This is a genomic window from Novosphingobium clariflavum (assembly GCF_026420865.1).
In the GTDB taxonomy this organism is placed as follows: Bacteria; Pseudomonadota; Alphaproteobacteria; order Sphingomonadales; family Sphingomonadaceae; genus Novosphingobium; species Novosphingobium clariflavum.
This window is the reverse complement of sequence record NZ_JAPCWC010000003.1, coordinates 222,671-237,100: the sequence shown is the minus strand read 5'-3', so window position 1 is coordinate 237,100 and position 14,430 is coordinate 222,671. Positions and strand designations below refer to the sequence as shown.

13 protein-coding genes and 1 pseudogene are annotated in these 14,430 nt (G+C 67.3%); 9 read left to right on the top strand and 5 right to left on the bottom strand.

The window, feature by feature from the left end:
• Positions 1 to 87 precede the first annotated feature (87 nt).
• The 3 genes from OKA11_RS05490 to OKA11_RS05480 are packed head-to-tail and all read left to right on the top strand — an operon-like array spanning position 88 to position 2,313.
• Positions 88 to 981 (top strand): LysR family transcriptional regulator, encoded by an 894-nt coding sequence (locus OKA11_RS05490; RefSeq protein WP_267219205.1) that lies wholly within the window; start codon positions 88 to 90, stop codon positions 979 to 981.
• A 28-nt stretch (positions 982 to 1,009) separates the two neighbouring features.
• Positions 1,010 to 1,501: a flavin reductase family protein gene (locus tag OKA11_RS05485; protein WP_142634700.1), complete on the top strand. Its 492-nt coding sequence runs from the start codon at positions 1,010 to 1,012 to the stop codon at positions 1,499 to 1,501.
• An 8-nt stretch (positions 1,502 to 1,509) separates the two neighbouring features.
• On the top strand, positions 1,510 to 2,313 hold the full coding sequence (locus OKA11_RS05480) for an alpha/beta fold hydrolase (RefSeq protein ID WP_267219204.1): 804 nt from the start codon (positions 1,510 to 1,512) through the stop codon (positions 2,311 to 2,313).
• Here OKA11_RS05480 and OKA11_RS05475 read toward each other — a convergent pair.
• From OKA11_RS05475 to OKA11_RS05455, 5 genes are all read right to left on the bottom strand, one after another.
• Positions 2,310 to 2,825, bottom strand: coding sequence for a CAP domain-containing protein (locus tag OKA11_RS05475; RefSeq protein WP_267219203.1), 516 nt, complete (start codon positions 2,823 to 2,825; stop codon positions 2,310 to 2,312). The two genes, OKA11_RS05480 and OKA11_RS05475, sit on opposite strands and share 4 nt — an antisense overlap.
• A 305-nt stretch (positions 2,826 to 3,130) precedes the next feature.
• Positions 3,131 to 5,446 (bottom strand): TonB-dependent receptor, encoded by a 2,316-nt coding sequence (locus OKA11_RS05470; RefSeq protein ID WP_379489364.1) that lies wholly within the window; start codon positions 5,444 to 5,446, stop codon positions 3,131 to 3,133.
• Between the two features lie 231 nt (positions 5,447 to 5,677).
• Entirely contained in the window at positions 5,678 to 6,553 is an 876-nt protein-coding gene (locus tag OKA11_RS05465; protein ID WP_267219202.1) for an SDR family NAD(P)-dependent oxidoreductase, read from the bottom strand.
• On the bottom strand, positions 6,553 to 7,890 hold the full coding sequence (locus OKA11_RS05460) for a cytochrome P450 (RefSeq protein WP_267219201.1): 1,338 nt from the start codon (positions 7,888 to 7,890) through the stop codon (positions 6,553 to 6,555). Before OKA11_RS05460 ends, OKA11_RS05465 begins: the two co-directional genes overlap by 1 nt.
• 102 nt (positions 7,891 to 7,992) lie before the next feature.
• A complete protein-coding gene (locus OKA11_RS05455; RefSeq protein ID WP_267219199.1) occupies positions 7,993 to 8,328 on the bottom strand; it encodes a 2Fe-2S iron-sulfur cluster-binding protein in 336 nt (111 codons plus the stop codon).
• A gap of 228 nt (positions 8,329 to 8,556) precedes the next feature.
• Between OKA11_RS05455 and OKA11_RS05450 the strand changes: the two genes are divergently transcribed.
• The 6 genes and pseudogenes from OKA11_RS05450 to OKA11_RS05430 all read left to right on the top strand — a co-directional run bounded on the left by OKA11_RS05450 (position 8,557) and on the right by OKA11_RS05430 (position 14,386).
• Positions 8,557 to 9,843 (top strand): metal-dependent hydrolase family protein, encoded by a 1,287-nt coding sequence (locus tag OKA11_RS05450; protein WP_267219198.1) that lies wholly within the window; start codon positions 8,557 to 8,559, stop codon positions 9,841 to 9,843.
• 278 nt (positions 9,844 to 10,121) lie between these two features.
• Positions 10,122 to 10,253, top strand: a pseudogene (locus tag OKA11_RS24665) (Rieske 2Fe-2S domain-containing protein); the annotation flags it as partial.
• 90 nt (positions 10,254 to 10,343) lie between these two features.
• Positions 10,344 to 11,282 (top strand): RHO alpha subunit C-terminal catalytic domain-containing protein, encoded by a 939-nt coding sequence (locus OKA11_RS05445; RefSeq protein WP_379489368.1) that lies wholly within the window; start codon positions 10,344 to 10,346, stop codon positions 11,280 to 11,282.
• Positions 11,282 to 12,034, top strand: a complete 753-nt coding sequence (locus tag OKA11_RS05440) for an SDR family NAD(P)-dependent oxidoreductase (protein ID WP_267219196.1) — start codon at positions 11,282 to 11,284, stop codon at positions 12,032 to 12,034. The genes OKA11_RS05445 and OKA11_RS05440 overlap by 1 nt, the downstream gene beginning before the upstream one ends.
• Positions 12,031 to 13,191 (top strand): CaiB/BaiF CoA transferase family protein, encoded by a 1,161-nt coding sequence (locus tag OKA11_RS05435; protein ID WP_267219195.1) that lies wholly within the window; start codon positions 12,031 to 12,033, stop codon positions 13,189 to 13,191. Before OKA11_RS05440 ends, OKA11_RS05435 begins: the two co-directional genes overlap by 4 nt.
• Positions 13,178 to 14,386 carry a CaiB/BaiF CoA transferase family protein gene (locus tag OKA11_RS05430; RefSeq protein WP_267219194.1) on the top strand — a complete coding sequence of 403 codons (1,209 nt, stop codon included), beginning with the start codon at positions 13,178 to 13,180 and terminating at the stop codon, positions 14,384 to 14,386. The genes OKA11_RS05435 and OKA11_RS05430 overlap by 14 nt, the downstream gene beginning before the upstream one ends.
• Positions 14,387 to 14,430: the final 44 nt, after the last annotated feature.

The following is a 14,430-nucleotide window of genomic DNA, read 5'->3' as shown; positions in this document are numbered from 1 at the left end:
GATTTGCAGGCAAGCTGAAAATACGCCATCGATAACTGCACATTTGCAGGCCTGAGGATGATTTCCCGCAGTGACGATGCCTTACCGATGCCGTCGATAGACTGGAGCGACTATCAGGCCTTCCTCGCCATCGCCCGGGCGGGGCAACTGGCCGCTGCCGCGCGCGCGCTGGGCGTCGACCCCACCACGATGGGCCGCCGCCTGCGCCGCCTGGAAGCAGCCCTCGGCGCCCGCCTGTTCGAACAGACCCGCAGCGGACAGGACCTCACCGAAGCGGGCGAGGCGCTGCTGGCCTCGGTGGAAGCCATGGCCAGCGCCGCCGGACGGATCAGCGAGCGCGCCGACCAGGGCGACGGACTTTCCGGCACCCTGCGCATCAGCACCTCGGAAGGGTTCGGCTGCTGGTTCCTTGCCCGCCATCTGCCCGCCTTCCAGTCCGCGCACCCGCGCCTTGCCATCGATCTTGTCGCCTCCAGCGGGTTCCTCAGCCCCGGACGGCGCGAGGCGGACGTCGCGGTGATGCTCTCGCGCCCGCGCACCGGACCGCTGGTGGCGCACAAGCTGGCGGATTACACGCTGGCGCTCTACGGCAGCCGCGACTACCTCGATCGCCACGGCACCCCCGCCCGCCCCGCCGACCTGCTCGAAGGCCACGCCCTCGTCGGCTATATCCCCGACCTCATCTACGCCCCGGAACTGCGTTATCTGGACGAGATCCACACCGGCCTTCGCGCCGCGCTGCGCTCGCCCAGCATCACGGCGCAGCAGAGCCTGATCGCCAGCGGCGCCGGGCTTGGCGTGCTGCCCTGCTTCATGGCCGGAAGCGATGCCCGGCTGGTGCCGGTGCTGCCCGAAAAGCGGATATTGCGCAGTTTCTGGTTCGTCACCCACCAAGACATCCGCAAGCTCCCCCGTGTAACGGCGTTCCGGCAGTGGCTTGACGAAACGGTCAGGCGCATGGAGGGAGTTCTCACGCCATGATTGGCACTATTCAGGGACAGCACGCACAGTGACCACGACGACCATCGATCCGGCCGAATTCCGCAAGGTTCTGGGCAGCTATCCCACCGGGGTCTGCGTGATCACCGCGCTGGACGAGGACCGTCCGGCGGGCATGGTGGTGGGCTCGTTCACCTCGGTCTCGCTCGATCCGCCGCTGGTGGGCTTTTTCCCGGACAAGCGCTCGACCTCCTGGCCGCTGATCGAGAAGGCGGGCCACTTCTGCGTCAACGTGATGGCCAGCGACCAGGGCGAGGTCTGCCGCGCGGTCACCGCCAAGGGCGCGGAGAAGTTCGTGGGCGTGGAATATACCGTGTCGGAGCATAACCTGCCGATCATCGCCGATTCCATCGCCGCCATCGAATGCCGCCTCTATTCGGTGACCGAGGCGGGCGACCACTGGTTCGTGCTAGGCGAGATCCTGCGCATGGAAACCGTGCGCGAGGACGAGCCCATGCTGTTCCATCGCGGCCGCTACGGCAGCTTCGCCGAGCGGATGTAAGCGCCGCCATGCAGGACTTTCGCGTCGAATTGCCGGGCGGAACGCTTGTCGGCGGGCGGCGCGAAGGTTCGGGCCGGAAATCGGAAACACCGCTGGTGCTGGCCCACGGTTTCGGCGGTTCGCGCCGGGACTGGGACGCGGTGATCGCCGCCCTCCCCGCCGACCGGCCGCTGATCGCCTACGATGCACGCGGTTTCGGTGCCTCCCCCGCCGAGCCTGGCGCGGCCTTCTCCCATGCCGACGACCTCTTCGCGCTGCTGGACGCGCTGGAGGTGGAACGCGCCGATCTGTGCGGCCTGTCGATGGGCGGCGGCAATGCGCTGCACTTCGCGCTCGACCATCCGCGGCGCGTGGGCCGGCTCGTTCTGGTCAGCCCGCTGATGCTCGGCTGGTCATGGAGCGCGGACTGGATCGAGCGCTGGAAAGCCATGGGCCGCGCCGCCCGCTCGGGCGACATGGCCAGTGCCCGCAAGCTCTGGTGGAACCACCCGCTGTTCGCCAGCACCCGCGAGATTCCCGAGGCCGGCGCGCATCTCGAGACATCGATAGAGGCCTTCCCGGGCACGCAATGGGTGCAGGACGACCAGTGCCCCGAACTGCCGGACGTGGACCGCCTGACCGCCCTCTCGGTGCCGACCCTGCTGCTCACCGGCGAACGCGACACCGAGGACTTTCGCCTGATCGCGGAGCTGATCGCCAGCGCCGGGCAAGACGTGACCCGCATCGACCATGCCGGGGCCGGTCACCTGCTCAATCTGGAAATGCCGGAAGGTCTGGCTGCAGAAATCGCGGCGTTTCTGTCCCGCCCCTAGCGCCCGCTGGCGACAACCGCCCGCGCGCGATAGGGGCTCTGGTTCCAGACATTGCCCGGCGGATCATAGCGGCACACCAGCACCTCGAAACTGCGCCCTTTCGACAATGCGCAGCCGACCGCCGTGGTGCCCGACCAGATCATCTGGGTATAGTGGCCGACGCGGTGGTAATTGTCCTGCCACGAGCGCAAGCGGCGCAGCAGGGCTTTCTCGTTCGCCCAGCCCGCGACCATTTCCTCCACGCGGTAGGCGCCGCGCGTGCCCATCCACAGGTTCTCGCCCTCGCTGCGGTTGGCACCGTCGTGCTGCAGCATGCCGGCGGCCGCCAGCCAGTCCGCCCAGCGTGCCGCGTCGCGGGCAAGATCCGCGCTCCAGCGCAGCGGCGGCGAACTGACCGCGGCGCGCTCCCGGTTATGGACGCCGAGCACCGCATTCTGAAACTGCGCGTCACTGACTGCCGACCCAGTAGCCGAAGCCGCCAGCGCCGCTGACGCAAGTGCGCCAAACATCATCGATTGTCCTACCCTGCGACCTTTGCGAAAACCCGCTACACCCGCGATCCTGTCAATTTGCGGAACGGCCCTGGAGCCCTGCGAGCCCTGGAGCCCTGCTTCCCCCGCGTTTTTCCGAGTCACTGCGTTTGAAAAACGCTCAAGACCCTTGGTTCCCCGCGTTTTTCCGAGTCACTGCGTTTGAAAAACGCTCTAGCGCAGCAAGGGTTAAGACAAGCATTCCAGCCGCCCCGTGCAAGGCCGGAAAGGCGCACGAAAAAAGGGCCGGAGTTTCCCCCGGCCCCTCATTGCTTCATGTTCCCGGATCAGAACTTGCCCGAGAACGATGCCCCGATCACGCGCGGTTCGTTGAACACGGCGGCCATGTAGTTCTCGATCACCCCCTTGAGGTTCTTCTCGCCGGTGATGTTGCGGGCAAAGGCGGCGATCTCGTAGCGGCCGCCGGGGGCCGAGTAGCCGATCTTCACCCCGCCCTCGAAGTCACCCTTCGAGTAGAACTCCCTGGTCTTGTAGAGCACGAAGTTGGTGTAGCCCTGGAACATCCAGTCGGTCGCCGCGAAGAGCGAGCCGCCGTTGCCCAGCGGCACGTCGTAGCGCGCGGCGACATTGGCGGTGTACTTCGGCGCGTTGGGTAGCGGATTGCCATCGATCTGCGCGAAAGTGCCCTTGCCGGCGATGACGATCGTCGGATCCTCGACCGTGCAGACGACCGCGCCGTTGAGCGCGCAGACCTGCGCGTAGACGTTCTTGTCCTTGATCTCGGTATGCAGCAGGCTGAGACCGGCGGTCAGCGTCAGGTTGGGCACCGGGCGCGCTTCCAGTTCGGCTTCCATGCCGTAGGCCTCAGCCTTGTCGGCATTGAACAACACGCCGTTGCCGTTGACGTCGTTGCCGTTGAGCTGGATGTCCTTCACCCGGTAGGCAAAGCCCGAAAGGTTGAAGCGCACCTTGTTGTCGAACAACTGGGTCTTGATGCCCGCTTCGCCCGAGACGATCGTTTCCGAATCCGCCGTGGTGAAGTCGGAGTTGAACACGGCGGAGCGGCCCTGGATGGTCGGTCCGCGGAAACCGGTGGCGACGCGCGCATAGACGCTGACGTCCGGATTGACCTTGTAGTTCAGGCTGACGTCCCAGCTCGGCTTCTCGTCCGACAGGCGCACGTAGCGGCGGCCGGTATAAGTCGAGGCTCCGGCAATGGTGTTGGCCGTCTTGAGCAGACGGGTCTTCTTGGTGTCGTTGGTGTAGCGCCCGCCCGCAGTCAGCGTCAGGCCGTCCACCAGTTCGTAGCTGGCCTGGCCGAAGAAGGCCCAGCTGGTGTTCTCGTTGCGCAGGCGCACCCAGTTGTTGGGGTTATGCGCGGCGGTCGTGAGGAAGTAGGCGCGCTGGTAGAAATCGGTGATGTCGCGCGAATCGAACCACATCGCGCCGACCTGCCACTTGAAGCGGGTGTCGCCGTTGCTGGCGAGGCGCAGTTCCTGCGTCAGCTGGTCGAGATCGCGGACATTGCCCTGCGACTGGCCATAGCCGTTGGCGACGCCGTTCACCGGATAGTCGGCCGCCGCGCCGCCGTCGGTATCGCCGCGGCTGTAGCCCGAGGTCGATTCCCAGGCGGTGATCGAGGTCAGCGTGACCGGGCCGAAGTCCATGGCGATGCGGCTGGAGGCACCATACGTGTCATAGGCCTGCGGGTTGTTGTGCGCCTCGTCCAGCGCGATCTTGCTGCGCGGTTCGTCCGACACGTCGTTCGAGCCCTTGGTGAAGGCCGCACGGTGGAAGATCGTCGAGGTGCCGTCGTACTTGCGCGCGTGGAAGCTGGTGAGCATCGAGAAGCCGCTGCCGGTCGGCGCCAGCAGCAGCTGCACGCGGGCATCACGCTCCTCGAAGCCGCCCATGGCGTCCTTCTTGGGCGAGACGGTGCCGTCGGCGCTGGGGCCGCTGTAGGTGTTGTCGATCCAGTCGTCGCGGCGCTGGTAGAGCGCCGAGACGCGGATCGCCAGCACGTCCTGGATCAGCGGGCCGCCGACGCCGCCGTCGAAGGTGGCGGTGTTGTACGAGCCGTAGCTGGCACTGGCGCGGCCGGTCCAGCGGTCGGTCGTCGGCTTGATCGTGTCGAACTTGATGATGCCTGCCGTGGTATTGCGCCCGAACAGCGAGCCTTGCGGACCGCGCAGCACTTCCACCTGGTCCATGTCGTAGACCGGGTTGGACTTGAGCACGACATGCTCCAGCACGACATCGTCCTGGATGATCGACACCGGCTGCGAGGCGCCGAGGTAGAAGTCGATATTGCCGAGACCGCGAATGTAGAAGCGCGGGAAGATGCGGCCCGTGGTGGTTTCCGCGTAGAGCCCCGGAACGCGGCCCGCCAGCGCCAGCGTATCGTCACCTGCGGCCTGGAAACCGCGCAGCTGGTCGCCCGAGACGACACCGACCGATACCGGCACATCCTGCAGGTTTTCCTGGCGGCGCTCGGCCGTCACGACGATCTCGCCCAGGCCCTGGTTGTCGGCCTCCGGAGCGGCAGCGGCGCCGTCCTGTGCCAGCGCGGCATCGGCAAATCCGAACGAGGCGAGCGCGGAGCCCAGCAGCAGGGCGGGTCGAAGGCAGGAAAGATGTCGCACGCGGGGAAAGTCCCTTCAGGGTTGAACCGAGGGGCGCAGCTAGAAACATGCGATTACATTTGCGTTACAATGACTTCATGCACCGCAATCCGGCCCCTGCCCGGCCGCGTTTTTCAGGTTAGCCGATGCAATTGCGCAACGATTTTCGCCTCCATCCCGGATCTAACGCATGGAAACCGGCCTGGGTGCCCCCGCCCCGGCCGGGACCGCGAGCGGCACCGGCCGCGGCGATCAGCCTTGCACCTGCTCCACCGAGGCGAAGGCGGCGGCGCGGGCCTCGAAGATCTCCTCGAGGTGGTTGACCGGATCGCCCACCGTCACCCCGCCCTCGACCGGGATCACCGCGCCGGTCATGTGGCGGGAGCGCTCGCTGGCGAGGAACAGCGCCACTTGCGCGACATCCTCCGGCTCGCCGCGCCGCTTGATCAGCTGGTTGGAGAGGTAGACCGCGTTGACCCCCTCCTCGATCCGCGCGGCGAGCCCGGTCTCGGCCCCCTTCTCGCCGAACGAGGACAGTTCGGTACGCACGTGGCCGGGCACGATGCAGTTCACCCGGATGCCGTGGCGCGCCAGGTCGATCGCGGAGGACTTGGAGAACTGGATCAGCGCCGCCTTGGAGGCGCGATAGGTCATCATCGCATGGCCCGCGAGCGTTCCCGCGATGGAGGCGTTGTTGAGAATGACGCCCCCGGCCTTGCGACCATCCGGCCCCTGCCTCGCCATGATCCGCGCCGCATTGCGCGTGGCGAGCATCGGCCCGAGCACGTTGACCCGCATCACCCGGTCGAAATCCTCCAGCGTATCGTCGAGGAAGCTGGGGAAGGCGCCGCAGGACATGCCCGCATTGTTGAACAGCACGTCGATCCCGCCGAAGCGGGAGACGGCAGCCGCGATCATCGCCTCCACCGCCGCCGGATCGGATACGTCGGTGCGCTGGTAGACCGCCGAAGCGCCCAGCCTCGCCGCCAGGGCCTCGCCCGCCTCGTCGGCAATATCGGCGATCACGACTTTCGCCCCCTCGGCAACGAACAGGTCCGCCGTGGCGCGGCCGATGCCGCTGGCGCCGCCGGTGACGACGGCCACTTTGCCGGCAAGTTCCCCGGCCATCAGCGCGCCTCGAAGGTGATCGGCAGCGATTCGATCGTGCGCGTGGCAACGCTCGGCTGATAGCGGATCGCGCTTTCGGGGATCGCCAGCTGCAGGGTCTTCATCTGCCGTACAATCTCGCGCGCCGCCACCTTCACTTCCATGCGCGCGAGCGCGAGGCCGATGCAGCGGTGCGGACCGCCGCCAAAGGCGACATGGCGCCCGAGATTGGGCCGCGAGGGATCGAACCTGCGCGGCTCGGGGAACACGGTCTCGTCGTCGTTGCCCGATCCGTAGACCAGCAGCATGTGCGCGTGGGCGGGGATCCTCGTGCCGTTCACGGTCACCTCGCGCGTGGTCATGCGGCTGAGCGCCCGCACCGGCGGCTCGGCGCGAAGGTGCTCCTCGATGAAGCGGCCCAGTTGCCGCTCGTCGTCCACCACGCTTTCCAGCAGTTCGGCCATGCCGGGGCGCGTGGTGAGGACGTAGAACAGGTTGCCGATGGCGGTCGCCGTGGTGTCGTTGCCCGCGATCAGCGTGGCGCGCACCAGCGAGACGGCTTCTGCGAAAGTCAGCTTCTCCTTGCCGCCATCCTCACCGGTGACTTCGGCATGGACCAGATCGGAAAGCATGTCTTCCGAGGGGCTGGCCTCGCGCTCTTTCATCTTGGCGATCAGGTATTGCTGAAGCTCGGCGATCTGCGCGGCATTGGCCAGCATCGTTTCACGGCTCTGCATCGCACCGATCTGCGCGGTGACCGCGACCGACCAGCGCGAAATCTGCTCCTCCATGCCCTGATCGAGCCCGAGCTGCTCGACGATCACGCGGATGGTCAGCGGAATGGCGATGTCCTTCACGGCGTCGCAACGGCCATCGCCGCGCGCCACCACATCGGCGATCACGGCCCGCACCACTTCGGTGATGCGCGGCTCCAGTTCCTTCACGCGGTGGGCGGTGAAGGCCTGCTCCATCAGCTTGCGGATGCGCGTGTGGTACGGCGGATCGGACATGATCGCGTCCGGGAAATAGCCGCCGCCATGCTCTTCGAGGTAGGCCTGGAACTCCTCGCGCATGCCGCGCGCCTGCTGTTCGGAGTAGCCGTGCTTGACCGAGAAGGTCACCGGGTCCGACTGGACCGCCGAGATGTCCTCGTGCCGCGTCACCAGCCAGGAGCCGAGCCGTTCGTCATAATGGATCGGATCGCCGTGGCGCATGGCACGGTAGTAGTCGCGCGGCCGGGCCTGGATCGCGGTATCGGCCAGCGAGCCGCTGTCCAGCAGCGCCTGTTCCTCGGCGGTCAGTTGCCGCCGTTCGCTGATCCGGCCTTCGCTTGCCCCAATTTGCGTTGACGTTGCCATGTGCCTGTCCCGTATGCGTGTCTTTGCGATCTTCTATGGACCGGGCGATGACGCCCAGCCATGCCCGCCCTCGAACCAAGGCTTGTCCCGGCGGGTAAACCCTCAGTACCCGGAGGCTGGCGCCACGGTGACTTCCAGCCCGTCCAGATCGCGGTTCATCTTGATCTGGCAGCCCAGCCGACTGGTGTCCTTCATGACGTCCGCCACCATGTCGAGCATGGCGAATTCCACATCGTCGGGCTCGCCCACCGCGTTCCACCACTCCGCCGCGACATAAACGTGGCAGGTCGCGCAGGCGCAGCCGCCGCCGCAATCGCCCATGATCCCGGATACCCCGCGCGAGCGGCCGAGTTCCATCAGGCTCACCCCCTCCTCCACGTCGGGGAATTCGTGCTTCACGCCGTCGCTATCGGTCATGGTGACATGAAGGTTGCCCATAAGTCCTCTCACTTGATTTTCCTCCCTGATGCCGCAGTCCCGCCCCCGCGCAAAGCGCCCCCCGCGCCTTGCGACTTGCCCCAGCGGGAAAACGCCGGTGCGAACGAGCGGCGACGTTCCGGTACAGGACAAGCCCTCTGCCCGGCCCGTCATTTGCCGCGCCGCGGCCCGCTTCTAACCTGCACTCCAAGAGCCATGAGCACATCGATGGCCGAAAGGAGAGACACCGTGGGACGGACCGTGATCCAGAACGCCACGATATTCGACGGGACGGGCAGACCCACGACCAGGGGCGATCTCGTGGTCGAGGGCAACCGCGTGACCTCGGTCGGCGCCGCGACCACCGCGCAGCCCGGCGACGTCACGATCGATGCCCGCGGCCTGTTCCTGATGCCCGGCATGGTCGAAGGCCACGCGCACCTCTCGTTCGAGAATGTCTGCGCGACCGAGGACCTGATCACCCCCTGCCCCGAAACGCAGGTCTTCACCGCCGCGCGCGGAGCCAGGGCGCTGATCGAGGCGGGCTTCACGTCCGCCTACGGCGCCTCCGAGGCAAAGCTGAAACTCGCCGTCGCCGTGCGCGAGGAGGTCAACGCCGGGCGCCTGCCCGGGCCGCGCATCCGTGCGGGCGGTCTCGAAATCTCGGTGACCGGCGCGATGGGGGACGAGAGCAAGGCGCACAACCCGAGACAAGGTCCTTCCGCCATCGTCGACGGCGTGGAGGAGATGCGCAAGACCGTGCGCCTCCACTGCCGCGAGGGGATCGACAACATCAAGCTCGATGTCTCGGGCGACCCGTTCTACCCCGGCACCCCCGGCCACACGACGCCGATGACGTTCGAGGAAGTGCGCGTCGCCGCCGAGACCGCGCATGCCTATGGCCGCAAGGTCAACGCCCACACCCGTTCCATCGAAGGCTCCAAGCACTGCGTCCGTGCGGGCGTGGACGGGCTGTTCCACTGCGAATACGCCGACGAGGAACTGCTGGACATGATGGAGGCGGCGCGCGAGCGCATCTTCGTCGTCCCCACCGTCGGCCTCTTCGCGCAGATCATGGCGGGCGAGGCTTGCGCGCACGGGCTCTCGCCGGAAGTCGGCGGCTACATGAACATCCCGGACCTGCTGGAAAACTCGCTGAAGACGCACACCGAACTGCGCAGGCGCGGCATCCGCCACCTGATCGGCGGCGACTACGGCTTCGGCTGGAGCCCGCAGGGCACGCAAGGGCGCGACCTCAAGTCCTTCGTCGATTTCTACGGCTACACCCCGGCCGAGGCGCTGGTCTGCGCCACCCGCAACGGCGGCCTTGCCATGGGATACGGCGGCGAACTCGGCACGCTCGAGCCGGGCAAGCTCGCCGACCTCATCCTCGTCGACGGCGATCCGCTGGCCGACATCTCCATCCTCGCCGGACCGGACAAGGTCGTCTTCGTGATGAAGGACGGAGCGGTCCAGAAACTCAGCCCCACCCTTGCCGCGCGCGCAAACTCTCCCGCGCTCGAAGCGGCGGAATAAGGAGCCTCGCAATGAACGTCGCCACCGCACCGCTGCAGCCCGGCGAGGCCCGCTGCCCCGCCGAATCCACGCAGGACATCATCGCCGCCGACCGCAACGCCGCGCCCGCCTGGGCCGCCAGCGAAAACTACCGCTACCTCGGCAGCGAAGACGTCTCCAAGCAGCGCTACACCGACCCCGCCTTCGCCGCCGGCGAGTTCGAGCGGATGTGGACGCGCACCTGGCAGATGGCCTGCCGGGAGGACCACATCCCCGAAGTGGGCGACTATTACGTCTACGACATCGGATCCTACTCGTTCGTCGTCACCCGCTGCGAGGATGACGAGATCCGCGCCTACTTCAACGCCTGCCTGCACCGCGGCACCAAGCTGAAGCCCTCCGGCACGGCGGGATTCGCCGCGAACCTCAAGTGCCCGTTCCATGGCTGGACCTGGAACCTCGACGGCTCGCTGAAGGACATCCCCGAAAAGTGGGACTTCGCGCATACCGCCAAGCAGAAGATGTGCCTGCCCGAAGCGCGGGTGGCACGCCTGGGCGGCTTCGTCTGGATCAACATGGACCCCGCCGCGCCCGGCCTTGAGGAATACCTTGGCGCCGAGGCGCTGGCCCATCTCAAGGCGTGGAAGCTGGAGGATCGCTATATCTACCTCCACGTCCAGAAGAGCTATCCGGCCAACTGGAAGCTGACGATGGAAGCCTTCATGGAGGCCTACCACGTCGGCGACACCCATCCGCAAGTCGCGCCTGCCAATGGCGACGTGAACTCGCAGTACGACGTCTACGGCGATCACGTGGACCGCTTCATTTCCACTCTCGGCGTGGTCAGCCCCAAGCTGCGCGGCACGTACAGCGAGGCGGACATCATCGCCAACTTCACGCTGGGCGACAGTTCCTCGCTCGGCGGCAGCAAGCCCGAACTGAAGCCGGGCGAGCGCGCGCGGCAGGTGATGGCGGACATGTTCCGCGACATGTTCGAGACGGCGACCAACACCGATCTCAGCCACGTTTCGGATACCGAGCTGCTCGATACCTACAGCTACACGTTCTTCCCGAACCTGTTCCTGTTCCCCGGCATCTCGCTGCCGATGATCTACCGCTTCCGCCCCGACGCGCGCGACCATCGCCGCACGATCTACGAAGTGATGTTCATGCGGCCCAAGCCCAGGGACGGCAGCGAGGTCGAAACCGCCGAGGTGGAGATCCTGGCCGACCACCAGTCCTTCACCGAGGCGCGCGGCATGGACCCCGGCTTCGGGCGCATTCTCGACCAGGATACCGACAACCTCCACGCCCAGCAGGAAGGTCTGGAAGCCAGCGCCAAGCCCGGCATCACCCTGGGCGACTATCAGGAAGTGCGCGTGCGCCACTTCGAACAGACCATCGACACGTACATGGCGCTGCCGCCCTACCAGCCCGACTTGCGCGCCCTGCAGCGCTGATGCCGTTCTCGCTAACCGGGCGCACCGTTTTCGTGGCCGGCGCCTCCTCCGGGATCGGCGCCGGTTTCGCGCGCGCGGTTCATGCGGCGGGCGGACGCGCCGTGCTGGGGGCAAGGCGGGTGGATCGCTGTCAGGCTCTGGCCGCAGAACTCGGCGACGCGCTGGCGGTCGAACTCGACGTGACGGACGAGGCTTCGGTGCGCGCCGCCTTCGATGCGGCAGAGGCTCGCTTCGGCGTGATCGACGGCGTGGTCTGCAACGCCGGCGTCGGCACCGGGGGGCGCTCCACCGAGGTGCCGGAGGAGGGATTGCGCCGCGTGCTGGGCACCAACCTGCTTGGCGCCATGCTGGTCGCGCGCGAAGCCGGACGGCGCTTGATCGCGGGCGGCAGTCGCGCGCACCAGCGCGGGCGCGTGGTGCTGATCGGATCGATCACCGCACGGCAGAGCGGCACCGGCGATGCGATGTATGCGGCCAGCAAGGCGGGCCTTGCCCACCTCGGACGGCAACTGCCGCGCGAATGGGTGCGGCAGGGGATCAACGTCAACACCCTGCAACCCGGCTGGATCGCCACCGAGATCAACGCCGACTGGTTCGCCGGCGCGCGCGGACAGGCGGATATCGCGGGCCTCCACCGCCGCCGCCTGCTCTCTGCCGAGGCGCTGACGCCCATGCTGCTCTACCTGCTTTCCGACGCCTGCGCGCAAGTGACCGGCGCGACATTCACGATCGACGACGGGCAATCGCTATGACCACCAGAGGCGCCCTCGAGGGGCTGACCGTAATCGAGACCGCCGAGCGCGTGAGCGGCGAATATACCGGCAAGCTGCTGGCCGATCTCGGCGCCGAAGTGGTCAAGGTGGAGCGCCCCGGCGGCGCCCCCAGCCGCGCGATGGGGCCGTTCGCTGCGGGGGAATCGACGCTGTTCGCCTACCTCAACACCAACAAGAAATCGGTCGTGCTGGACCTTGCTGATGGGGCCGACCGCAAGGTGCTGGACCGCCTGCTGGCGCGCGCCCACGCGCTGATCGACGATCATGACGAAGGCTGGTGCCGGGCCATGGGCCTGACGCCGGAAAGGGTCTCCCGCGCGCATCCGGCGCTGGTCCACGCGCTGGTCACGCCGTTCGGGCAGGACGCGCCGGAAAGCTGGCAAGGCGCCCGTCCGATCAACGTCATCGCCGCCGGCGGCTGGGCCTATCACAGCCCCAGCGAAACGCCTGCCGACAAGCCGCCGCTCAAGGGCGCCGGGCGGTTCCTGTCGGACTACGAAGCCGGGATCGACGCCGCGCTCGCCGCCATGGCCTCGCTGCTGCGCCTGCGCCGCGAGGGTCGGGGGCAGTTCATCGATATTTCCGAAGTGGACGTGCAGCTGAACCGCATCGACTGCGTGCTCGGCCGCATGCTGGCGGGCGAGGCCGAGCCGAGCGACGCGCGAACCGCCTACGACATGGGCGGCCCCGGCACGTCCTTCGCGTGCCGCGACGGGCACGTCTTCCTGCTGATGACCAGCCGCGCGCACTGGCAGGGCCTCTGCGCGCTGATGGGCAATCCCGCCTGGACGCGGGAACTGCGCGAGGACTGGCTGGAGTTCGACTGCACACCGCCCAATGTCGCCAGGTTCCGCGAACACTTCACCGGCTGGATCGCCGGGCAGGACAAGCATCCGGTCACCGAGGCCGCGCAGAAGGCGGGCGTCCCCATGGTGCCGGTGCAGACGGCCAACGACCTTCCTCACCACGAACAATTCATCCATCGCGGCTTTTTCCAGCAGGCCGTGCATCCCGCGTTCGGAGAGGTCTCCTACCCCACCGCCGCCTACCGCATGAGCGCCACGCCGGTCGCGGTGAAGGCCGCAGCGCCCCGCCTCGGCGCCGATCAGGAGGACGTCCTCGATGCCGCGTCCTGACCGCAAAGGCCCGCTCGCCGGCATCCGCGTGATCGAACTCACCAAAGTCTGGGCCGGACCTTACGCGGGCAAGCTGCTCGCCCACCTCGGCGCGGAAGTCATCAAGATCGAATCCCGCTCCAACCTCGACGAGATGCGCGCCTATGGCGGGGTGGACATCGATGCCGCGCCCTATTTCCTGTCGATCAACCAGGAGATCCTCTCGGTCCAGGTCAACATGAAGACCGCCGAAGGGCTGGACCTCGTCAAGCGCATGATCGCCCAGTCCGACATCGTGATCGACAACATCCGCCCCGGCGCCATGGCCCGCTCCGGGCTCGATTACGAAAGCCTCAGGGCGATCAAGCCGGACCTCATCCAGTGCGCGATCAAGATGTGGGGCACCGACGGTCCGCTGGGCTATCAGACCGGTTATGCCCCCTGCTTCGCCGCCCTCTCCGGCCTCACCGCGCTGGTCGGGCACGAGGGCGAGACGCCCAGGGGCATGAACATCCGCTACGGCGATTCCACCGCCGGGGCGCTGGCCGCGCTCGCCTGCCTGGCCGCACTCCACCACCGCGAGAGCACCGGCGAAGGCCAGTTCATCGACCTCTCGGCAGTGGAGGCGATGACCAGCCTCGTCGGCGACAGCCTCTTCGCCGCCAGCGTCACTGGAGACGTGCCCAGGGCCGACGGCAACGTCCATCCGGAGATGGCCCCGCACGGCTTCTACCCTTGCGGCGAGAGCGGCTGGACAAGTATCGCGGCGGCGAACGAGGCCGAATGGCAGGCGCTTTGCGGCACCCTCGGCGCCCCGGCCCTCGCCGCCGATCCGCGTTTCGAAACGCTGGCGGACCGGCTGTCCAATCGCGCCGAACTCGACGCCGAACTCTCCGCGCTCACCCGCCCGCACGACACCGCAGACCTTGCCGAAAGGCTCCGAAATGCGGGCGTTCCGGCATTCAAGGCCATGAGTTCGATGGACCTGTGCGCGGACGCATTCCTCTGGGGCCGCGATGCCTTCCGCATGGTCAGCGATCACCGCAACGGCAGCCGCCCGATCATCGGCCCGTCATGGCGGATCAGCCCCGAAGGCCCGCAGGTCGAACGTGGCGCACCGCTCCTCGGCGAGCACAATGGCTACGTCTACCGCGAGCTTCTGGGCTTGTCGGAAGGCGAAATGGACGATCTGATCGCGCGCAAGGTCATCGACTGAGGCCCGGCCGCACGAAGCGCCGAGACGATCAATCCCCCGCCCGC